This is a genomic window from Brachybacterium sp. SYSU DS0246 (genome assembly GCF_059391765.1).
In genome coordinates, this window is record NZ_JBZXYT010000026.1 from 1 (window position 1) to 20,709 (window position 20,709).

20 protein-coding genes are annotated in these 20,709 nt (G+C 70.8%); 11 read left to right on the top strand and 9 right to left on the bottom strand.

Annotation, left to right across the window (positions count from 1 at the left end; translation table 11 throughout):
• Both AC5020_RS12820 and guaA read left to right on the top strand, forming a co-directional pair.
• Window positions 1-316: DUF3817 domain-containing protein (locus tag AC5020_RS12820; RefSeq protein ID WP_464988589.1), on the top strand; the 316-nt coding region annotated here is incomplete at its 5' end.
• Between the two features lie 155 nt (window positions 317-471).
• Window positions 472-2,073: a glutamine-hydrolyzing GMP synthase gene (guaA, locus tag AC5020_RS12825; RefSeq protein WP_464988590.1), complete on the top strand. Its 1,602-nt coding sequence runs from the start codon at window positions 472-474 to the stop codon at window positions 2,071-2,073.
• Between the two features lie 311 nt (window positions 2,074-2,384).
• On the opposite strand, the gene AC5020_RS12830 is transcribed toward guaA, so the two are convergent.
• The 4 genes from AC5020_RS12830 to AC5020_RS12845 all read right to left on the bottom strand — a co-directional run bounded on the left by AC5020_RS12830 (window position 2,385) and on the right by AC5020_RS12845 (window position 6,692).
• Window positions 2,385-2,990, bottom strand: a complete 606-nt coding sequence (locus tag AC5020_RS12830) for a hypothetical protein (protein ID WP_377803413.1) — start codon at window positions 2,988-2,990, stop codon at window positions 2,385-2,387.
• Window positions 2,991-3,113: 123 nt separating this feature from the next.
• Entirely contained in the window at window positions 3,114-3,578 is a 465-nt protein-coding gene (locus tag AC5020_RS12835) for a hypothetical protein (protein WP_377803412.1), read from the bottom strand.
• Between the two features lie 70 nt (window positions 3,579-3,648).
• A complete protein-coding gene (locus AC5020_RS12840; protein ID WP_464988591.1) occupies window positions 3,649-4,761 on the bottom strand; it encodes a GNAT family N-acetyltransferase in 1,113 nt (370 codons plus the stop codon).
• A 104-nt stretch (window positions 4,762-4,865) separates the two neighbouring features.
• Window positions 4,866-6,692: an MDR family MFS transporter gene (locus AC5020_RS12845; protein ID WP_464988592.1), complete on the bottom strand. Its 1,827-nt coding sequence runs from the start codon at window positions 6,690-6,692 to the stop codon at window positions 4,866-4,868.
• A gap of 176 nt (window positions 6,693-6,868) precedes the next feature.
• On the opposite strand from AC5020_RS12845, the gene AC5020_RS12850 reads away from it, so the two are divergent.
• Window positions 6,869-7,480: a TetR/AcrR family transcriptional regulator gene (locus tag AC5020_RS12850; protein ID WP_377793346.1), complete on the top strand. Its 612-nt coding sequence runs from the start codon at window positions 6,869-6,871 to the stop codon at window positions 7,478-7,480.
• 37 nt (window positions 7,481-7,517) lie between these two features.
• On the opposite strand, the gene AC5020_RS12855 is transcribed toward AC5020_RS12850, so the two are convergent.
• On the bottom strand, window positions 7,518-8,522 hold the full coding sequence (locus tag AC5020_RS12855) for an acyltransferase domain-containing protein (protein WP_464988593.1): 1,005 nt from the start codon (window positions 8,520-8,522) through the stop codon (window positions 7,518-7,520).
• Between the two features lie 108 nt (window positions 8,523-8,630).
• Between AC5020_RS12855 and AC5020_RS12860 the strand changes: the two genes are divergently transcribed.
• The gene (locus AC5020_RS12860; protein ID WP_377793344.1) at window positions 8,631-10,292 is read left to right on the top strand and encodes a helicase HerA-like domain-containing protein; all 1,662 of its coding nucleotides are present in this window, start codon (window positions 8,631-8,633) and stop codon (window positions 10,290-10,292) included.
• 95 nt (window positions 10,293-10,387) lie between these two features.
• Here AC5020_RS12860 and AC5020_RS12865 read toward each other — a convergent pair whose 3' ends face one another.
• The 4 genes from AC5020_RS12865 to AC5020_RS12880 all read right to left on the bottom strand — a co-directional run bounded on the left by AC5020_RS12865 (window position 10,388) and on the right by AC5020_RS12880 (window position 14,285).
• Window positions 10,388-11,014, bottom strand: coding sequence for a C39 family peptidase (locus tag AC5020_RS12865; RefSeq protein ID WP_464988594.1), 627 nt, complete (start codon window positions 11,012-11,014; stop codon window positions 10,388-10,390).
• A gap of 174 nt (window positions 11,015-11,188) precedes the next feature.
• Entirely contained in the window at window positions 11,189-11,935 is a 747-nt protein-coding gene (locus tag AC5020_RS12870) for a phosphoglyceromutase (protein WP_377016330.1), read from the bottom strand.
• Window positions 11,936-11,982: 47 nt separating this feature from the next.
• Entirely contained in the window at window positions 11,983-12,408 is a 426-nt protein-coding gene (gene dtd, locus AC5020_RS12875) for a D-aminoacyl-tRNA deacylase (RefSeq protein WP_377803405.1), read from the bottom strand.
• Window positions 12,409-12,464: 56 nt separating this feature from the next.
• Window positions 12,465-14,285, bottom strand: coding sequence for a phosphotransferase (locus AC5020_RS12880; protein WP_464988595.1), 1,821 nt, complete (start codon window positions 14,283-14,285; stop codon window positions 12,465-12,467).
• A 55-nt stretch (window positions 14,286-14,340) separates the two neighbouring features.
• Here AC5020_RS12880 and AC5020_RS12885 point away from each other — a divergent pair, with 55 nt between their 5' ends.
• The 7 genes from AC5020_RS12885 (at window position 14,341) to purM (ending at window position 20,702) form a co-directional block, all read left to right on the top strand.
• Window positions 14,341-14,769 carry a DUF3151 domain-containing protein gene (locus tag AC5020_RS12885; protein WP_377016336.1) on the top strand — a complete coding sequence of 143 codons (429 nt, stop codon included), beginning with the start codon at window positions 14,341-14,343 and terminating at the stop codon, window positions 14,767-14,769.
• Between the two features lie 264 nt (window positions 14,770-15,033).
• On the top strand, window positions 15,034-16,332 hold the full coding sequence (locus tag AC5020_RS12890; RefSeq protein WP_464988596.1) for an adenylosuccinate synthase: 1,299 nt from the start codon (window positions 15,034-15,036) through the stop codon (window positions 16,330-16,332).
• Between the two features lies 1 nt (window position 16,333).
• Entirely contained in the window at window positions 16,334-16,738 is a 405-nt protein-coding gene (locus tag AC5020_RS12895) for a sterol carrier family protein (protein ID WP_377793340.1), read from the top strand.
• Entirely contained in the window at window positions 16,735-17,532 is a 798-nt protein-coding gene (locus AC5020_RS12900; protein ID WP_464988598.1) for a copper homeostasis protein CutC, read from the top strand. The genes AC5020_RS12895 and AC5020_RS12900 overlap by 4 nt, the downstream gene beginning before the upstream one ends.
• Window positions 17,529-17,906 carry a hypothetical protein gene (locus tag AC5020_RS12905; protein ID WP_377016344.1) on the top strand — a complete coding sequence of 126 codons (378 nt, stop codon included), beginning with the start codon at window positions 17,529-17,531 and terminating at the stop codon, window positions 17,904-17,906. The genes AC5020_RS12900 and AC5020_RS12905 overlap by 4 nt, the downstream gene beginning before the upstream one ends.
• Window positions 17,907-18,051: 145 nt before the next feature.
• Window positions 18,052-19,542 (top strand): amidophosphoribosyltransferase, encoded by a 1,491-nt coding sequence (gene purF, locus AC5020_RS12910; protein WP_377793337.1) that lies wholly within the window; start codon window positions 18,052-18,054, stop codon window positions 19,540-19,542.
• Window positions 19,539-20,702, top strand: a complete 1,164-nt coding sequence (gene purM / locus AC5020_RS12915; RefSeq protein WP_464988599.1) for a phosphoribosylformylglycinamidine cyclo-ligase — start codon at window positions 19,539-19,541, stop codon at window positions 20,700-20,702. The genes purF and purM overlap by 4 nt, the downstream gene beginning before the upstream one ends.
• Window positions 20,703-20,709: the final 7 nt, after the last annotated feature.

Here is a 20,709-nt window from a genome sequence, read left to right on the forward strand (position 1 = left end):
GATGCGCTACGTCGTCTTCGGCGGGGAGACCTGGTTCTCCTCCACCTCGGCCACCTGGGACCAGATCTCCGAGGTGTGGTCCCCGATCCACGGCCTGATCTACATGGTCTACGTGATCCTCGGCTTCGACCTGTGGCTGAAGATGCGATGGGCACTGCCGCGCATGCTGCTGCTGATGTTCTTCGGGGTCGTCCCCGTGCTGTCCTTCTTCGGGGAGCGCTGGACCCACCAGGCCGTGGAGACCGACCTCGCCCAGCGGCCGACTCTGCAGGACGAGGACGGCGCCGGCCGCGGTGGCCGGTCCAGCACGGCCTGAGCCACCGTGGCTGCAGGTGGAGAACGCTCCGCCCGCAGCCGCCGATCCAGCCCTGGCCGCATCCGCGTGCCACGCCTTGCCAGCGTGACGAGCATTGCGCCGCCCGCACCCGGACGGAGCACCCTGACGGCGCGGCGCGCCCGTAGACTCGGAGGGTGACCGACACCGATCAGCGCCCCGTCCTCGTCGTCGACTTCGGCGCCCAGTACGCCCAGCTCATCGCCCGCCGAGTCCGCGAGGCCCGCATCTACTCCGAGGTCGTCCCGCATACGACGCCGGCCGCGGAGATCCTCGCCAGGCAGCCGCGCGCGATCATCCTCTCCGGCGGGCCCAGCTCCGTCTACGAGGAGGGCGCCCCGCGCCTGGATCCCGAGCTGCTGACCGCGGGCGTGCCCGTGCTCGGGCTCTGCTACGGCTTCCAGTCGATGGCAGCGGCCCTGGAGGGCACCGTCGCCCCGACGGGTGTGCGCGAGTACGGCGCGACCCGTCTGGAGGCCGTCGATTCCGCCTCGCAGCTGCTGTCCGACCAGGATGTCGATCAGAACATCTGGATGAGCCACGGCGACTCCGTGACTGCGGCTCCCGAGGGATTCCGCGTCATCGCGACCTCCGCAGGCAGCCCGGTCGCCGCCTTCGAGCACCCCGAGAAGTGCCTGTACGGCGTGCAGTGGCACCCCGAGGTTGGCCACTCCGACCGCGGCCAGGAGGTGCTGGAGAACTTCCTGTACCGCGGGGCGGGCCTCGAGCCGACCTGGACCACCGGCAACGTCATCGACGAGCAGGTCGAGCGGATCCGTGGGCAGGTCGGGGAGGGCACCGCCATCTGCGCGCTCTCGGGCGGGGTCGACTCCGCCGTCGCCGCCGCGCTGGTCCAGCGCGCCATCGGCGACCGCCTCACCTGCGTCTACGTCGACCACGGCCTGATGCGGCAGGACGAATCCGCGCAGATCGAGAAGACCTTCGGCGAGTCCACCGGCGGCGCGAAGCTCGTCGTCGTCGACGCCGAGGAGCAGTTCCTCACCGCACTCGCCGGGGTCGATGACCCCGAGCAGAAGCGCAAGATCATCGGTCGCGAGTTCATCCGCACCTTCGAGCAGGCCCAGGCGGACATCCTCCGCGAGCGCGGCGTCATCGAGGACGAGGGCGGCGAGGCGCACGCCGAGGCGAAGGCCTTCCTGGTCCAGGGCACGCTGTACCCCGACGTCGTCGAGTCCGGCGGCGGGGAGGGCGCCGCGAACATCAAGAGCCACCACAACGTCGGCGGCCTGCCCGAGGATCTCAACTTCGAGCTGGTCGAGCCGCTGCGCACCCTGTTCAAGGACGAGGTGCGTGCCGTCGGCTCCCAGCTGGGCCTGCCCGACGAGATCGTCTGGCGACAGCCGTTCCCCGGGCCGGGCCTGGGCATCCGCATCATCGGCGAGGTCACCAAGGAGCGCCTGGACGTGCTGCGCAGGGCCGACGCGATCGCCCGCGCCGAGCTCACCGCCGCCGGCCTGGACCGCGACATCTGGCAGTGCCCCGTGGTGCTGCTGGCCGACGTGCGCTCCGTCGGCGTCCAGGGTGACGGCCGCACCTACGGCCACCCGGTGGTGCTGCGCCCGGTCACCAGCGACGACGCCATGACCGCGGACTGGGCCAAGGTGCCCTACGAGGTCCTCGGCCGCATCTCCACCCGCATCACCAACGAGGTCGCCGAGGTCACCCGAGTGGCGCTGGACATCACCAGCAAGCCACCGGGGACCATCGAGTGGGAGTGAGCCTCCCGGCCAGTAGAGCCACGTATGTCGAATATCGCGCGGGCGCGCCAAATCCCGTCTTGATGCCATTGGCAGATCTTTGTGAGTAGGCATGTTCATGAGGTTGGGTTCGATGGGGGCGCGGCATCACCGGTTGTCTCTTAGGTTTCGCCCTAGAGTGACTTTTCCTCGCGTCGCTGGCTCTGGCAGCGGTTCGGTCCTCGACAGCGGGTTGGAAACCACGGAAATCGTGGGCGGCATTCGATCTTATTCGATCGGAAGGTTCCTGGCGCTGGAAAGGTCCGCTTCGATCCGAGGAAAGCTGGTCGCCGTCACTCAGAAGGCGAGACCGCCCAGTCGACCTCAAGGAATCTGACCGAGGTGATCTCTACGTCAGGTGGCCCGTCGATTAGGACCCAGCCTCGGTAGCACTCATTCGCGGCTGGCATTGCGCTGTAGAGGTCGAGCAGCGGCTGAACGATGTCATCCGAATGAGAAGACGGAAAATCGAGCACGTACCCTTCCTCGGTTCGCATGATCCAGTCCATCGTGAAGCTCTGGAAGGCGTACGCATCGGGCACGGTGTCGCTCAGGCAGTAGGACACATCGACGGCATGCCAGGCGCCGCCACCGTCGGACTCCCAGTCGTAGGGGATGTTGAGTCGGACTTCGTGCGCGGTGATCTCGCTTCCGAGATCGGTGGTGAAGGTGTCGCCGAGCTCGAGCTCGACCAGGCCGCTATCGGCTGGCTGGGTGGTGGGTTCTTCGCTGTGCCCTGCAGCCTCAGGGTTCTCGGTCGGACTGGCTGAAGCCTCTGTGGTGGTCTCAGGTGCGGCAGACTCATCGTCGGCGGGTGGAGAGCTGCAGGAAGCCAGGGCGAGCACCAGGCCGGCCATCACGGCCGCGCAGCGGGACGACGGCAGGATAGTGCGGCGCATGCGGGAGCTCCTCGAAGGTGTGGCGATGCCTTGAGGGTAAGGGACTCGAATGCCTTTCCGGGCGGGCGTGATGGGACCGTGATGATGCGGGACTGCGGCCATCGCCTGACCGTTGATGAGCTCTCATGCCTTAGCGCGATGGGCTCGTCTGGGAGATGTGTTGTCGCTGGCTGGGACCTCATAGAGCTGGCTGACCCCCGCCAGTTCGAGCAGCAGGCAGAAAATTGCGACCGGCGAGGCGACGAGCCACGCCCACCAGGTCGATGCCCAAAGGGCAAGTCCCACAGAGCCTCCGCCGACGAGCGCCACGAACACGACTGTCGCGGCAGTCGTGCCGCTGAGCTTCCGAACTCGCAGGTAATGGTACTCCGCGCGGAGGTCCGAGACGTATTCACTGATCTCGGCCTCAAGCGGTCCGTGGTGGCAGTCCGAGACTTTCGGGATCAGTTCAGCGAGTTCATTGCATCGCTCCCTCAACTTTTCGGCAGGGGACTTGCGCCCCCGAAGAAATCCAAGCACCGTGAGGAGAGCGGTGATGAGGGGAGCGATGAGAGGTGTTGCCTGGCGGAGGAAATCGAGAACGGCCATGCGGGGGATCGTAAATGAAGGTTGCCTGGCCCGGGGCGCGCCATGTGCCCGGGTCGAGCGTGGCGCGCGCTCAGGCCTCCGGGGGCTCGAGCAGCCGGGACGGGTGCGCATCGGCCCCGGCGTGCCAGGACTGAGTGCGCTCGAAGGTCTCCCAACCCATTGCGGCGTAGAGCCCGTCGGCGCCGGTGGGGGAGTCGGCGTCGACCTCGAGATCGACGTGGGTGCGGCCGCGCTCGGCGGCGTCGGCGATGGCCACACGCAGCAGCGCCTTGGCGATGCCGAGCCCACGTGCGGAGCGGTGCACGCCGAGGTACTCGAGGTAGGTGCCCTCTCCGCGGGCCACGGGATCGGTGAGCTCCGGGCGCGCACGCAGTTTGGCGGTGACCAGGCCTCCGGCGGGCAGCCAGCGACCGTCGCGCTCGGCCTCGGCGATCCACCAGTGGTCCCAGTCCGCCTCGTCGGGCCCCTCGATCAGGCGCTGGGCGAACTCGACGAACGACTCCCGGTACGAGCTGAAGTGATCGGCGAAGGACTCCTCGAGCATCCGGTGCACGGTGCGTACGTCCTGTGCGACGGGAAGACCCGAGGGGTGGCAGTGCACGCGGCGCACGCGGGTACCGGGTCGCGTGGCCGGCGGTGGCCCGGTCTCCTCGAGCGTGACGGGGCGGCGCATGTGCAGCCAGGTGCGCATCATCGTGTAGCCCGCGGCGGTGAGCAGCCGAGCGCGGTCGGTGTCGGCCTCGTGCGCGCTCACGTCGAGCTGGGTGGTCTTCACGCCGCGATGGCGGGCGAAGGACCCGGCCGCCTCCTCCGCCCAGTCCAGCAGCGCCGCCGCCAGCTGGTCCCGCTCGGGCACCTCGCGGCCCACGACGAACTGCACGTCCGAGCGTCCCGCGGCCCGGTCCTCGACGGCCACCCAGGCCACCGGTGGCTGATCCAGGGTCGGGGAGCCGTCGGGCGCGGAAGGGACCACGACGACCTGTCGCCGGGCCCACGACCTCAGCCCCACGAGCCGGGAGCGGAGCCCGTCGACATCCTCGACGCCATCCGGCGTGTGGGAGCGGATGTCTCGCGTGACCAGCTCGGCGAGCGGTTCGACGTCGGTCTCCACCGGCAGCCGGGTGGTGAGGGAGCCGGTGAGCGCGGCGGGCATCGTGGGCGGGAAGTGATCAGTCAGAAGCACCCGTTCATGGTCCCACGCCGCCGGTGGACGCGGCAGAGAGAACGGGCCGGCGGCACCGTGGTGGTGCCGCCGACCCGTTCTCTCTCTATCCTCGTCCGGGGAACTCAGCTTTCGGTGTGCTGGTCCTCGTCGGATCCGGATCCGGTCGCGCCGGAGAGCCCGGTGGCGCCGGAGCGCGCGTACCCCTCGGTGCCGCTGGTCTCGAGGCCGTCGCCGGAGCCGGTCACCGATTCGGTGGCCCCGACCGCGGCGATCGCCCCGGTGCTGGTGCTGACCAGCTCCTCCTCGCCGAACTCCTCCGCGGCGGGGCCGGCGCCGGCGGGTGCGCTCGCAGCGGCGTCGTCGGCGGAGTGCAGGGTGTTGCGCAGCGGGACCTGCTTGACGAACAGCGAGAGCAGCAGGGCCGCGGCGACGAACGGCACCGCGGTCAGGAACACGGCGTGCATCGCCTCGCCCATGCCCATGCGGATCGGCTCCACCAGGAAGCCGGGCAGCTGGGAGAGCGCGTCGGGCTCGAGCACGGCGGACTCCAGCTGCGAGGCGTCCATCTGGGTGCCGGACTGCTGCAGCGCGGCCTGCTGCTCGGCCGGCAGGGCCTGCATCTGCTCGCGGATGGAGCTGCCCATCTGCGCAGTCATCACGGTGCCCAGCACCGCGGTGCCGATGGTCGAGCCGACGTTGCGGAAGAACTGGACGGCGGCGGTGGCCACCCCGAGCTCCCGCTGAGGCACGGCGTTCTGCACGACCAGCGTGTACACCTGCATGCACAGCCCCAGCCCGAGGCCGATGACGATCATCGCCAGGGTCAGGTGCCACTGCGAATCGCCGTACTGCAGGCGCGTCAGCAGCCAGTAGCCCGTCACCAGCACGATGCCGCCGAGGACGAGGAACACCTTGTAGCTGCCCAGGCGCGTGATGAGCAGGCCCACCACGATCGAGGTCAGGATCATCGCCACCGACAGCGGGATGAGGATCGCCCCGGAGTTGGTGGCCGAGACGCCCAGGACGCCCTGCGCGTAGACCGGGATGTAGATGATCGCGCCGAACATGGCGACGGCGATCGCGAACGACGCGGCCACCGACAGCGCCACGATGGGGCGGGTCAGCAGATGCATCGGCAGCAGTGGCTCGGCGACGCGGTTCTCGATCAGCACGAAGGCGATCAGGAACAGCGCCGCGACGGCGTACATGCCGATGATGATCGAGGAGCCCCAGTCGTAGGACGTGCCCCCGAGGCTGGTGGCCAGCAGGGCGATCACGAGGCCGGGGGTGAGGGTGGAGATGCCCCACAGGTCGACCTTGCCGTGCTGGGCCGCGCGCTCGAGGTGGAGGAACTTCCAGATGAACACGAAGGCGACCACGCCGACGGGCAGCGTGAGGTAGAACAGCCAGCGCCAGCCCAGGTTGTCGGTGACGGTGCCGCCGATGAGCGGGCCGATCACACTGGTCACGCCGAAGACGGCGCCCATGATGCCCTGGTACTTGCCGCGCTGGCGCGGGGGGATGATGTCGCCGATGATCGTCTGGGACAGCGGCAGGATGGTGCCCATGCCGGCGCCCTGGACGGCGCGGGCGAAGACCAGGAACCAGAAGCCCTGGGACATCCCGGCCAGGATCGAGCCGATCATGAACACGGCGACGCCGCCGAGGTAGAACCAGCGGCGCCCGTAGAGGTCCGAGAGCTTGCCGACGATCGGCACGGCCACGGCGGAGACCAGCATCGCGGCGGTGGCGATCCAGTTGTAGTGCTCCACGCCGCCGAGCTCGGCGACGATGCGCGGCATGGCGGGGCCGACGATGGTCTGGGACAGGGATGCGACGAACATCCCCAGCATCAGGCCGGCGAAGACGAGTTTGCCCGTGCGGTCCAGGCCGGTGAAGGCGGTGGGGGCGGTGCCGTCGGGCGCCGCCGGGGTCGTTGCAGTGCTCACTGAGCTCCTCGGGGAGAGTCGAAGGGACGAAGCTGAAGGATCCGGACGTGGCTGGACGCGGCCGGAGGTCGCAGCACATCGGTGGGCCTCGACCGCTCCACTCTAACCAAGTGTTGCATTCACTGCACTATTTCACTCAGTGCAACTTCTGTGACATCGCGGACTACGATGGGCGCGTGAACGACGACGAGACATCTGATGAGGCCTCCATGGGCCTGCGAGAGCGCAAGAAGCGCCTGACCAGGGTCGCCATGCACCGCGCCGCGCTCGAGCTGGTGCTCGAAGAGGGGCTGTCGAACGTGACGGCCGACATGATCGCCGCGCGCGCCGGCGTCTCGACCCGCACCTTCTTCAACCACTGGAGCACCAAGGAGTCCGCGATCCTCGGCATCCTCTCCGGGGAGGGGGAGAGGCTGGTCGAGAGCCTGCATGAGCGGATCGTGCGCTCCGGCACGCGGGACGCGCTGCGTTCGGTGCTGCGGGAAGCGCTGGAGTCGACACCGGCCGATCCCAGCCTGCGAGAGCTGAAGAAGCAGGTCATGGCGAGGGAGCCGAAACTGCACTCGATCTCCTCGGGCAACCTGATCTCGGTCCAGACGGAGATGGTCGACGCCATGGCCGAGGCCTTCGACGGGCCCGATGCGCACGAGCGCGCGGTGATCACCGTCCAGCTGGGCTTCGCCCTGACCCGCAGTGCATTCGCCGTCTCCATGGCGCGCGGGATCGACCTGGTCACGGCGTTCGACGAGGTCGTGGCCCTGCACGATGCGGGGCGAGTGCCCTTCTAGAGCGCGGGATCGCGGCGCTGCCGAGCCAGCGCAGAGGTCAGCGCACCAGGGCGCCGGTTCCGCTATCCCACCCGCGGCCGTCGGCCAGCCGCTCGGCGACCGCGCGCTCGAGCCGGGTGGAGCGCGGCAGCGTGGCCGGGTCGTAGGGCGGGCGAACACCGAAGACGAAGAACGCGGCTCCGTCGCCCCCCGGCGCGGTGTCGATGATCTCCCAGCGGCTGACGAACGCGCCGATGTTCGACTCCGCGCCGAGCTCCTCGACGAGCACAGGGTTCATCAGCCACGACTCGCAGCGGAACTCGTGGCCGAAGCGAGGGGCATCGGCGGGGCGAGCGGTGTCGAGGTCGCCGAAGTGCTCGGTGAAGAACGCTGTGGCGCGGGCGAAGGAGTCCTCGACGGCGTCGGGATCCAGCGGGCCGTCGGCAGGGATGTGCGTACCCACCACCCAGCGTTCCCGGCCGGTGCCCTCGTCGATGCGGTGCAGGTCGAACTGCAGCCGCCCCAGATGGAACAGCCGCCCGGCCCAGTTCAGCGCCGTCCACCCCACCTGGTGCAGCCCCAGGCGCCCGCTGCTGCGACGGTGGACCCGCATCTGCTGGCCGAGGTCGGCCAGGACCAGCCACGACTGCTGCGCGGTGAGGCCGCGCGCCGCGTGCCACTCGCGCACCGTGCTGGTGCTGACCAGGTGCGCCAGGATCGCGATCAGGCCCTCGCCGGGCACCAGTCGCTCCTGCAGGGCATTCTGCGCCTGCGCGAACGACTCGAGGCCGACGGTCGGCGTCGTGAGCCCGGCGCCGGCCCGCAGCAGGTTCGCCGTCCTCGTGACCTCCGCGAGGATCTCCGCGTCCTCCGCAGCACGCGGCAGCAGGGGAGCGAGCTCCTCGGCGTCCTGACCCGTGATGCCCAGTTTCTCCATCAGGGCGGGGGCCGAGGGGGCGGTCAGCATCTGGGCGATCGCGTCGGCCGGGAGCTCGTCGTCGCGGCGGACGGCGGTGGGCGGATCGCCGAGGATCTCGGGGCGCGCATCGAGGCGTTCGGTCATGAGCTCACCGTATCCCGGGACAGCCTGCCCTCTGTGATCTGCGCCGCTACGATCACAGAGTCGACGCCACGCGCCCGTCGGCCCGGCCGACGCAGGAGGAGCACGAGCATGAACACCGAGAAGACAGCCCCGGCCTCCCCGGACCAGACCGCTGCGGCCCCGGGCCCGGCCGGCGGGGGAGCCGAGCTGAGCCCGTCGGCCGCCGCCGTGAGGGACGCCTACGCCTTCGAGGGCGGCCGTATCCACCTCGGCGCGATGCTGGAGGACGGCGAGCCGAACCCCGCCGCGGCGGTGAACCTGGCCGTGGGGATGCTGAACCGGCACGGGCTGATCGCCGGCGCGACCGGCACCGGCAAGACGCGCACCCTGCAGGTGATCGCGGAGCAGGCCGCCCACGCCGGCGCATCCGTGTTCGTCGCGGACATGAAGGGCGACCTCTCGGGTATCGCCGTGCCCGGCGAGGAGTCCGAGAAGCTCTCGGCCCGGGCCGCCGCGCGCGGCCAGGAGTGGGTCTCCCGCGCAGCGCCCACGGAGTTCTTCACCCTCGGCGGGCAGGGCGAGGGAGTGCCGATCCGCACCACCGTCAGCGATTTCGGCCCGGTGCTGATGTCCAAGGTGCTGGAGTTGAACGAGACCCAGGAGAGCTCGCTGGGACTGATCTTCCACTACGCCGACAGTCAGGGCCTGGGACTGCTCGACCTCAAGGACCTGCGGGCCCTGATCCAATTCCTCACCTCCGACGAGGGCAAGGACGAGCTCAAGGGCATCGGCGGGATCTCCACCGCCACCGCCGGGGTCATCCTGCGCTCGCTGACCGCCTTCGAGGCCTCCGGGGCGGACGTGTTCTTCGGCGAGCCGGCCTTCGACGCGCAGGAGCTGCTGCGCCATGCCGAGGACGGCTCGGGGATCATCTCCTGCCTCGAGCTGCCCGGGGTCGCCACGCGGCCGGCGCTGTTCTCGACCTTCATGATGTGGATGCTCGCCGAGCTGTACGAGGACCTCCCCGAGGTCGGCGACCTCGAGGTGCCCAAGCTGGTGTTCTTCCTGGACGAGGCGCATCTGCTGTTCAAGGACGCCTCCGAGGCGTTCCTGGATCAGGTGGTCCAGACCGTGCGCCTGATCCGCTCCAAGGGGGTCGGCATCTTCTTCATCACCCAGACCCCCAAGGACATCCCCGGCGACGTGCTCGCCCAGCTCGGCAACCGGGTCCAGCACGCTCTGCGTGCCTTCACCCCGGACGATGCCAAGGCACTGAAGGCCACCGCGTCCACGTTCCCCACCAGCGAGCACGACCTGGTCGAGGTGATCCCGGCGCTGGGCACCGGTGAGGCCATCGTGACCGTGATGAGCGAGACGGGAGCCCCCACGCCGGTGGCGATCACGGCGGTGCGCGCCCCGGAGTCCTCCATGGAGCCCGCGGGGGAGAAGGCCATCTCCGACTGCGTGGCGGCCTCCGAACTCACGGAGAAGTACGGCGAGGTGGTCGACCGCGAGTCCGCCTACGAGGTTCTCGCCGCCCGTGCGGAGAAGCAGGCCGATGCGCAGGAGAAGGCGTCCCGCACCGAGGAGAGTGCACCGGCGGACGAGGACGAGTCCTCCACCCGGGCAGGCTCGGAGAAGTCCTCCCCTCGCGGCAGATCCTCCCGTTCCTCGTCGAAGGACACGGGCCTGTTCGACAACCCCGCCGTGAGGTCGTTCCTGCGCTCGGCCGGGACCGCGCTGGGGCGCGAGGTCACCCGCGGACTGTTCGGCACCAAGCGTCGCCGCTGACCACCGGCCCGGGCGTCGCCGCTGATCGCCGGGTCGAGCCAGCCTGATGAGCCGGTCAGCACGGGAGGATCAGCGGCGGACGCCGGGAATCGGGGTCACCAGAAGTAGCCGCGCCCCGCGCAGTAGCCCGCGACCTGCTGCGGGGTCAGCCAATGGTGGGCAGGCAGGCCGGAGACGAGCGTGGCCCCGGCGGGATCGGCCACACGCAGCGTCCGGTACTCGGTGTCGTAGCCGTCGATCGTCACGAAGTGGAAGATGTCGCTGGTGTTGCCGCCCCAGCTCGGGTACTGCCCGGCCAGGACCCACCAGTTGCACACGGTCGCGTAGCCCGCGTCGACGTTGGTGACCGCCCGGTCCCACAGCAGGTTCGCATCGGCCTCGCTCGCTCCGGTCCGGGCCATCCACTGGTCACGGTAGACGGCGCCCGGCAGGCGATTGGTCAGCACGGGGGAGATGGCGCCGAAGTTCGTGCCAGCCGACGTGGTGCCGAGCTCCGCGGCCAGCGTGTCCAGGCTCGGCGGCTGCACCTTCGCGCTCAGGGCGATCCACACCGCGGTGGGACCGCAGTAGAAGAAGTTGGGCTGCTGGAGGTAGGTCGTCGGCAGCAGCGACTCGCCCGCAGCGGAGGCCGACGGGGCCAGCGTCGTGGCGCCGAGGCCGGCCAGCGCGGTGACGCCGAGGGTCCGGAAGAACGTTCTGCGGTCGGGGGCGATCATCGTCATGGCATTCCCTTTCCAGGGGGTGTCGGAGGACGTGCCGTACCGGAGCCGGCCGGCCCGATCACGCTACGGGGACGACGAACGCCCCCGGGGCGGAACCCGGGGGCGTTCACCATGTCGTCGCCGAGCGTTCCGACGCGAGCCGACGGACGCTGCGACGCAGTCAGCGGCCGACGGTCACTTCTTGCCCTGGTTGGCGACGGCCTCGGCGGCGGCCTTCGCGGCGACCGGGTCGAGGTAGCGCCCGCCCTTGGCGACGGGCTCGAAGTTCTCGTCGAGCTCGTAGACCAGCGGCTGGCCGGTGGGTATGTTCAGGCCGGGAATCTCCTCGTCGGAGATGCCGTCGAGGTACTTCACCAGCGCGCGCAGCGAGTTGCCGTGGGCCGCGATCAGGACCACCTTGCCGTCGGTCAGGTCGGGCTTGATGCCCTCCTCCCAGTACGGCAGGAAGCGCTCGACCACGTCCTTGAGGCACTCCGACTTCGGCAGCTGATCACCGAGGTCCGCGTACTGCGGATCCTGGTCCTGGCTGAACTCGCTGCCGAACTCGATCTCCGGCGGGGGAGTGTCGTAGGAGCGGCGCCAGGCCATGAACTGCTCCTCGCCGTACTTCTCGCGGATCTCCGACTTGTCCAGGCCCTGCAGAGCGCCGTAGTGGCGCTCGTTCAGGCGCCAGTCGCGCTTGACGGGGATCCAGTGCCGGTCGGCCTCGTCCAGGGCGAGGTTCGCGGTCATGATGGCGCGGCGCTGGAGGGAGGTGTGGACGACGTCCGGGAGGATGCCGGCCTCCTTCATGAGGGTGCCGCCGGCGATGGCCTCCTTCTCGCCCTTCTCTGTCAGGGCCACGTCGACCCATCCGGTGAACAGGTTCTTCGCATTCCAGTCGCTCTCGCCGTGGCGGAGCAGCACGAGTGTGTAGGTCATGGTCCCCAGGGTACGGGAGAGCCTCGAGGTCGTCGGGCGTGGTCCATTCACGCCTCGACGAGGATGGTCACCGGTCCATCGCCCGTGAGGCCGACGCGCATGTGTGCACCGAAGCGCCCGGTCGCGACGCTCACCCCGCGCTGCCGGATCGCCTCGACGACCTGCTCCACCAGCGGCTCGGCGACCGCAGCGGGGGCCGCCCCGTTCCAGGACGGCCGCCGCCCTTTGCGCACGTCCGCGTAGAGCGTGAACTGCGAGATGACCAGCACCTGAGCGCCGGCATCGAGCACGGAGCGCTCGCCGGTGAGGAGGCGCAGCTCGCAGATCTTGCGCGCGATGGTCGCGACCTGCTCGGGGCCGTCCTCGTGCGTGACGCCGACCAGAGCGACCAGTCCCTCGCCCTCGACCGCGCCGATCACCTCTCCGTCGACCTCGACCTGGGCACCATCGACTCGCTGGATCACTGCACGCATGGGCCGATCGTGGCACAGGTGCCGAGCCAGGTGCAGTCAGCCGGGGAGGACCGCCCTCATCCGGGCAGGATCGACCCGATCCGACGCTCCTGGGTGGGGGAGTCGTCACCGCTGTCGACGGTGTCACCGGCGTCCGGCCGATCACGCAGCGGGATGGGCTGCGTGGTCGCCTGCCCGGCTGCGGCAGCCGGGGGTTGCTGCTGCGCGGCCGCCTGGCCGGCCGCGGCAGCCGGGGACTGCGGCGGGTGCTGCTGCGCGGCCGCCGGCGGCTGCGGGGGAGCGGGACGCCTCGCGGGTGCTGCGCCGTTCGGTGCCTGGTATCCGGGCGGCACGTTCTGTTGCTGGGGCTGCGACGGCGCGGCAGTCCCGTGGGAGGGAGGCGGCTGAGCAGGGGGAGCCGGTCGCTGGCCGGTCGCCGCGGAGGGGGCGGGCCGCGCGGGCTGCGCTGCGGGCGGCTGCTGCGGCGCCGGCGGGACGCCGGTGGCGCCCCGGGGCGGGGGGCCGCTGGGGACGCTCGTGGCCGATGGGCGGGGTGGGCCGGCGTACGGTGCGGGAGAGGGCGGGGGAGCGTCCCCGGCGGCGGCCGCCATGCGGCGGGACTCCGCGGCGCGCGCCCGCTCGACCCATTCCTCGGCCACCCGCACGATCGCCTCGGTGGCCGCTTCCCACGCCGCCTCCTGCTGGCGATGGGGCCCGGTGGCCAGGGACAGCACCACGCCTGCGCAGCGCAGCGCCAGCTCGGTGGGATCCACGCGCTCGGCGAACGTCTCGTGCCAGGTGGCGATGGCCTCCTCGACGCGCTCCTGCATCGCGCGATCGATGCGCCCGGCGTTGCCGTAGTCGGCCAGGACGCTGAGATGGGCGAGCAGGCAGGCCAGGTCGTCGGCGCGGCGACCCGGACCGACCGTGTCGATATCGAGCAGACCCACCACCTTGCCGTTCTGCACGAAGACCTGTGCCTCGTAGAAGTCGCCGTGGACCACGTCGTGGGGGCGCATGTCCATCCGCTGTTCCAGCGCCGCCAGCCCGTCGCGGATCGAGCGCACGAGCGCATCCAGCCGCGGCCCGAGGGCGGGCACCGAGGAGCCGACGATCCCGGCGTAGAACTCGACCGAGTCCGTCCACGGCGGGCGCAGCGGCAGCGGATACATCGAGGCCGGCAGCCGATCCAGCAGGGCGACCAGATCCTGGGCGGTGCACGATTCGACGCCCTCGTCGATGACGACGCGAGCCAGCGGCCGTCCGGGCAGCTCCTCGAGCACGACGAGACCGTCGTGGTGGGCGCGCACCTCGGGGACCGGGACGCCGGCGGCGAGCAGACGCTGATGACGATCGACGATCTCGCCGCTGCGATGAGGCTGCATGACCTTCAGGAACACGGCCCGGTCACCCTGGCTGGCGCGCAGCACCGCGCGCCGGCCGGGACGGTAGGAGACGACGTCGATCGCGATCGGGACGTCGGGGTCGCTGCCGATCGCCACCCCGAGGTCACGGAGGGTGCGGCCGACGACGTCGGGGTAGCAGACCTGCGGGAGCATCGGCAGCCACGGGTCGTGGGGATAGCGCCAGACGCGGACGTTGATGTCGCCGTCGGTCATCACCAGGGTCTGCTCGGCGACGTAGAGGTTCTTCTCACGCTCGCCGATGTGGGCGCTCGCCCCGAACAGCTCTTCCCGGGCGGGGGCCTGCGGTCCGTCCAGCTCGGGCCAGGAGACCATCGTGCGGTAGAGCGCCTTCGTGCTGCGGCCGGGACGATGATCGACGTGGTCCAGCTGCCAACTGTGCAGCACACCACCGGAGTTGCCCACGGCCGAGCGGAGCAGTCCTCCGGCTCCGGGCCCGGTGAGCAGCTCCGAGCCGTCCTGCGTGTGTGACATGGGTGTTTCTATCTGGTCCGGGTGGTCATCAGGCGCCAGCGCCTACGATGCTTGCATGGCTGATCGTACCGATAACCTCACCAGCGGTAATCTCCTCGGCATTCCGGAGACCCGTCTGCCCGACGACTTCATCGACGTCCAGGTCACCGACGAGCTCGCGGAGCACGGGGAGCCGCGGGAGATCGCCGCCCGTCACCCCGAATCCCCGATGGTCTGGGCGGTCCTCGCTCAGGACGCGCTGACCGACGGCGACGAGGTCACCGCCTACGCCTTCGCCCGGACCGGCTATCACCGTGGCCTCGACGCCCTGCGCAAGGCCGGCTGGCGCGGCCAGGGTCCTGTCCCCGCCTCTCACGCGCCCAACCGCGGTTTCCTGCGGGCCCTGGCGATGCTGGGGGAGACCTCTCGCCGCATCGGCGACCAGGCCGAGGCGGACCGGGTCACCGAGTTCCTGCGCGAGGCCGATCCCAGCCTGCTGGGCTGAGCCGGCCGTCCGAGCCGAGCCGGCCTGCCGGCCCGGTCGCGCCTGCCGGGCCGGTCGCGCCTGCCGGGCCGGGCCCACAGGCCCGGTCCGACGCGGCCGTGGGCCCCGTCGGGATCACGTGGGCCCCGTCGGGATCAAGGCTGTGCTTGGTACGATCCACGCGCACTTCCTTCCCGTCCTCACGGCCCACGGTGCGTCACCGCCCGTGGGTGATGTGCCGCTGTCCGTCCATCACCACCCGTCTCCGCCCGTCTAGGAGTTGCCATGCCCGCCGTCGTGATCGTCGGAGCCCAGTGGGGTGATGAGGGGAAGGGCAAGGCCACCGATCTCCTCGGAGACAGGGTCGACTACGTCGTCAAACCCAACGGCGGCAACAACGCCGGTCACACCGTCGTCGTGGACGGCGAGAAGTTCGAGCTGAAGCTTCTGCCCGCAGGGATCCTCTCCCCGGATGTCACTCCGGTGATCGGAAACGGCGTGGTCATCAACCTCGAGGCGCTGTTCGAGGAGGTCGAGATGCTCTCCGCGCGCGGCGTGGAAACGTCGCGGCTGCGCATCAGCGCCAACGCGCACATCGTCGCGCCGTACCACCAGACCCTCGACAAGGTCACCGAGCGCTTCCTGGGCAAGCGCGCGATCGGCACCACCGGGCGCGGCATCGGCCCCGCCTACATGGACAAGGTCGGTCGCCTCGGCATCCGCGTCCAGGACCTCTACGACGAGTCGATCCTGCGCCAGAAGGTCGAGGGAGCGCTGCGCCAGAAGAACGAGCTGCTGGTCAAGCTGTACAACCGTCGGTCGGTGGACATCGAGGAGGTCACGGCCTCCCTGCTGTCCTACGCCGAGCGCCTGCGCCCGATGGTCGTCGACACCACCGAGATGCTGAACTCCGCGCTGGACCGCGAGGAGGTGGTGCTGATGGAGGGCGGTCAGGCCACCTACCTCGACGTCGACCACGGCACCTACCCCTTCGTCACCAGCTCCAACCCCACCGCGGGCGGCGCCTGCACGGGCACCGGCGTCGGCCCCACCCGCATCGACCGGGTCGTCGGGATCGTCAAGGCGTACACCACCCGCGTGGGCGCCGGGCCGTTCCCCACCGAGCTCGAGGACAAGTGGGGCGAGTACCTCCAGACCACCGGCGGCGAGGTCGGTGTCAACACCGGGCGCCCGCGCCGCTGCGGCTGGTACGACGCGCTGATGATCCGTCACGCCGTGCGCATCAACGGCTTCACCGACATCGTCCTGACCAAGCTCGACGTGCTCACCGGCCTCGACGAGGTCCCGATCTGCACGGGCTACGACGTCGACGGGGTCATCCACCGCGAGATGCCGATGACCCAGACCGAGTTCCACCACGCGGTCCCCGTCTACGAGACGCTGCCCGGTTGGACCGAGGACCTCTCGCAGTGCTCCACCTTCGAGGAGCTGCCCGAGAACGCCCGCGCCTACGTCAGCCGGCTCGAGGAGCTCGCCGGGTGCCGCATCAGCACCATCGGCGTCGGCCCGGACCGCTCGGACACGATCGTCGTCCACGACCTGCTGCCGCGGGCGACGCACTGACGTGGTGACCCGCCGCACCGATCCCGACGCGGGGCGCGCGGCCCTCGCCGCCTGGGCCATGGACCCCGCCACCACCGCCCGCTCCGTGCTGGCCCCCGCCGTCCGCCACACCCTGGAACTGTTCGCCGAGGAGTTCCCCGGCGGCGCCGTCGAACTGCGCGTGCCCCCGCACGCGGCGGTCCAGGCGATCGCCGGGACGAGGCACACCCGCGGCACTCCGCCCGCCGTGGTCGAGACCGACGCCGCCACCTGGCTGGCTCTTGTCAGCGGCGAGACGACCTGGGCCGACGCCGTGGCCGATGGCCGCGTCCGCGCCAGCGGTGAACGCAGCGACCTCGCCGAGCTGCTGCCGCTGCCCGGACCCCGCCGCACCGTGCGCACCGCCCGCCAGAAGGAGACTCCATGAGCATCGCCGTCGAGATCGCCGTGCAGGACCTCGCCGGGCTCGAGGTGGCCGCGCTCGCCGGGGCCGACCGCGTCGAACTGTGCGTGGACCTCGCCAGCGGGGGCACGACGCCTCCGCCCGAACTGGTCGAGCAGTGCACCCGGCGGGCGTCCGAGCTGGTGGCCGCCGCCGACGCGAAGCCGCACTTCGACGTGCACGTCCTGATCCGTTCACGCGCGGGCCGAGGGGACTTCCTCGGCAGACCCGAAGAGTTCGTGGTCGACGCCGACGAGGTCGACCTGATGGCCGGCCAGGCCGGGGAGTCCGTCGCCGCCGGAGCCGCCGGTGTCGTGCTCGGTGCGCTGACCACCGAGGGAGCGCTCGACGTCCCCGCGATCGAGACGATCCGTGACGGTGCCCTGCGCTCCGCCCAGGCAGCTGTGCGCGGGGTGTCGCTGACCTGCCATCGCGCCGTCGACGCGATGAGCTCGCGCGAGGAGCGCGCCGAGGCCGTCGCCACCCTGCTCGGCCTCGGCTTCCACCGGGTCCTCAGCTCCGGCGGCGCCGAACATGCACTGGAGGGGGCCGACGACCTCGCCGCCATGGTCGATGCGGCGGAGGACCTGCTGGCGATCTGCGCCGGGGGAGGAGTCCGCCCGGCCGATATCGGTGACCTCGTGCGCCGCAGCGGCGTCACCGACGTGCACCTCTCCGCCCGCCGCCGCCCCGGCGCCGCGCGCGAGGACGGCGCACCCGACACCGAGACCGACCCGGCCATCGTCGCCGCCGTGGTCGAGACCGCAGGAGAGCTGTGAACACCTCCGAGATGCCCGAGAACCGCGAGATGCCCGAGAGCGCCGCGAACCACGAGAGCGCCGGGAACCACGAGGCACCCGAGAGCGCCGCGAACCCCGAGGGCGCTGAACGCCCCGCCGCCCCGGACCCGGAGGCGACGACGCTGTACGTGCGCCGCCGCCGCACACCCACGCTGGGCTTCTGGGTCGCACTCGCCCTGGCGGTGCCCGCCGTGGTCGCGCTGGTCGCCGCGCCCCTGCTGCCCCTGGAGGACGCGGGGTCCGCCCTGAACCTGGTGCTCCTGGCCGTGGTCTTCATCGGCCTGCCCCTGGCGGCCATCGCCGCTCTGGTCGATGCGATCAGGCACCGCCGGCACGGGCGACGGGACCGCTGACACACACTGCACATCCCGCCGAGGGGCCGCTGACAGCCACTGCGGATCTCGCCGAGGGGCCGCTGACCTGCCGGCCCACGAGCGCCCCGTCGGCCCGCCGAGCGACGCCGCGAGCACAGCTGCCGGGGTGTGCCATCATGGACCAGTGGCACGCGGCGACGGCAATCTCTCCCATGACCTGCTCCCCGGGGAGAAGGGCCCGCAGGATTCCTGCGGGGTCTTCGGCGTGTTCGCCCCAGGGGAGGACATCGCGAAGCTGACCTACTACGGTCTGTACGCCCTCCAGCACCGCGGCCAGGAGTCGGCAGGCATCGCCACCTCCGACGGATCCCAGATCCTGGTCTACAAGGACATGGGCCTGGTCTCGCAGGTGTTCGACGAAGCCTCCTTGGAGACGCTGCAGGGGCACATCGGGATCGGGCACACCCGCTACTCCACGACCGGCGGCTCCGTCTGGTCCAATGCCCAGCCCACGCTCGGCCCTCGGCCCGACGGCACGGTCGCCCTCGCCCACAACGGCAACATCATCAACACCGACGAGCTGCTGGCGCTGGTCGAGGAGCGCCACGGCAGGCCCCGCACCGGTGAGCTGGCGCGTGGCAACACGACCGACACCGCCCTGGTCTCCGCGCTGCTGAACACCGAGGGCACGCTCGAGAGCGCGCTGCGCGATCTCATGCCGCGACTGCACGGCGCCTACTGCTTCACCCTGCTCAGCGAGACCGCCCTGTACGCGGCACGCGACCCGCAGGGCATCCGCCCGCTGGTCCTCGGCCGCCTCGAGCGCGGCTGGGTGGTGGCCTCCGAGACCGCCGCCCTGGACATCTGCGGGGCCAGCTTCGTGCGCGAGGTCGCTCCCGGCGAGATGATCGTCATCGACGAGCAGGGGCTGCGCAGCGAACAGGTCATGGACTCACGGCCCAAGGGCTGCGTGTTCGAGTACGCCTACCTCGCCCGTCCCGACACCCACATCGCCGGCCGTTCGGTGAACGAGGCCCGCACCGAGATGGGTCGCCGCCTCGCCCGCGAGCACCCTGTCGACGCGGACCTCGTGATCCCCACCCCGGAATCGGGCACCCCCGCGGCCATCGGCTACGCGCAGGAGTCGGGCATCCCGTACGGCCAGGGCATGGTCAAGAACGCCTACGTCGGCCGCACGTTCATCCAGCCCAGCCAGACCATCCGGCAGCTGGGCATCCGGCTGAAGCTGAATCCGCTGCGCGAGGTCATCGAGGGTAAGCGGCTCGTGGTCGTCGACGACTCCATCGTGCGGGGCAACACCCAGCGCGCCGTGGTGCGGATGCTGCGGGAGGCCGGCGCGGCGGAGGTCCACGTCCGGATCTCCTCTCCGCCGGTGCGCTGGCCCTGCTTCTTCGGCATCGACTTCGCCTCCCGTGCCGAGCTCATCGCCAACGGGCTGGACCTCGAGGAGATCGCCCGCTCGCTCGGGGCGGACTCGCTGGGCTACATCTCCGAGGAGGGCATGGTCGCCGCCACCGAGCAGCCCGCCGATTCGCTGTGCACCGCCTGCTTCTCCGGCAAGTACCCGATGTCGCTTCCCGAGCCCGTCGCCAGGACGCAGGGGATCCTCGCTCAGCCTGATCCTGAGCTCGCCGTCGCCGGGAAGGACGCATGAACACCACCAGCGCCAGCACCAGCAGAGATGCGGATCCGGCCATCACCTATGCGGGGTCCGGGGTCGACACCGCCGCCGGCGACCGCGCGGTGGAACTGATGAAGGAAGCCGTGGCCGCCACCCACGGCCCCGAGGTGCTCGGCGGGATCGGCGCCTTCGCCGGACTCGTCGACGTCAGCGCCCTGAAGGACTACCGGCGGCCGCTGCTGGCCTCGTCGACGGACGGGGTCGGCACCAAGATCGCGATCGCCCGTGAGCTCGACGTGCACGACACCATCGGCCGCGACCTCGTCGGCATGGTCGTCGACGACATCGTGGTGGTCGGCGCCGCCCCGCTGGCCATGACCGACTACATCGCCTGCGGCAAGGTGGTTCCCGAGCGGATCGCCGACGTGGTGCGCGGGATCGCCGAGGGCTGCCGGCTCGCCGGCTGCGCGCTCGTCGGCGGCGAGACGGCCGAGCATCCGGGCCTGATGGCGCCCGAGGACTACGACGTCGCAGGCGCCGCGGTCGGTGTGGTCGAGGCCGATTCCCTGCTGGGCCCGGACCGCGTGCGCCGCGGCGACGTGGTGATCGGGATGGACGCCTCCGGCCTGCACTCGAACGGGTACTCGCTGGTGCGCGCCGTGATCGCCGCCCAGGGCCTCGGACTGCAGACGCACATCGAGGACTTCTCGCGCACGCTGGGCGAGGAGATCCTCGAACCCACCCGCATCTACGCCGCCGACGTGCTGGCAGTGCTGGCCGATCCCCGCTCCGCCGGGGCGGTCCACGCCCTCAGCCACGTCACCGGTGGCGGACTGGCCGCCAACCTCGCCCGGGTCATGCCCGCCGGGCTCGCTGCGCGCCTGGACCGCTCCACCTGGGAGCCGGGCGCAGTGTTCGCCCGGATCGCCCGGTGGGGCTCGGTGCCGCAGACAGACCTCGAAGGCACACTGAACATGGGCATCGGGATGGTCGCCGTGGTCGACGCCGAGCAGGTGGAGGCGACCCTCGCCGTGCTCTCCGCCCGCGGACTGGGCGCACGCGTGATCGGGGAGATCGTCGGGGAGGACTTCCTGCCGGAGCCCGGCTCACCGCTGGAGCAGGTCGTCGCCGGCGCCAAGGGAGTCGAGGGTGGATCCGTCATGCTCGCCGGTCAGCATCCCGGCTGGACCTGAGGGGCCC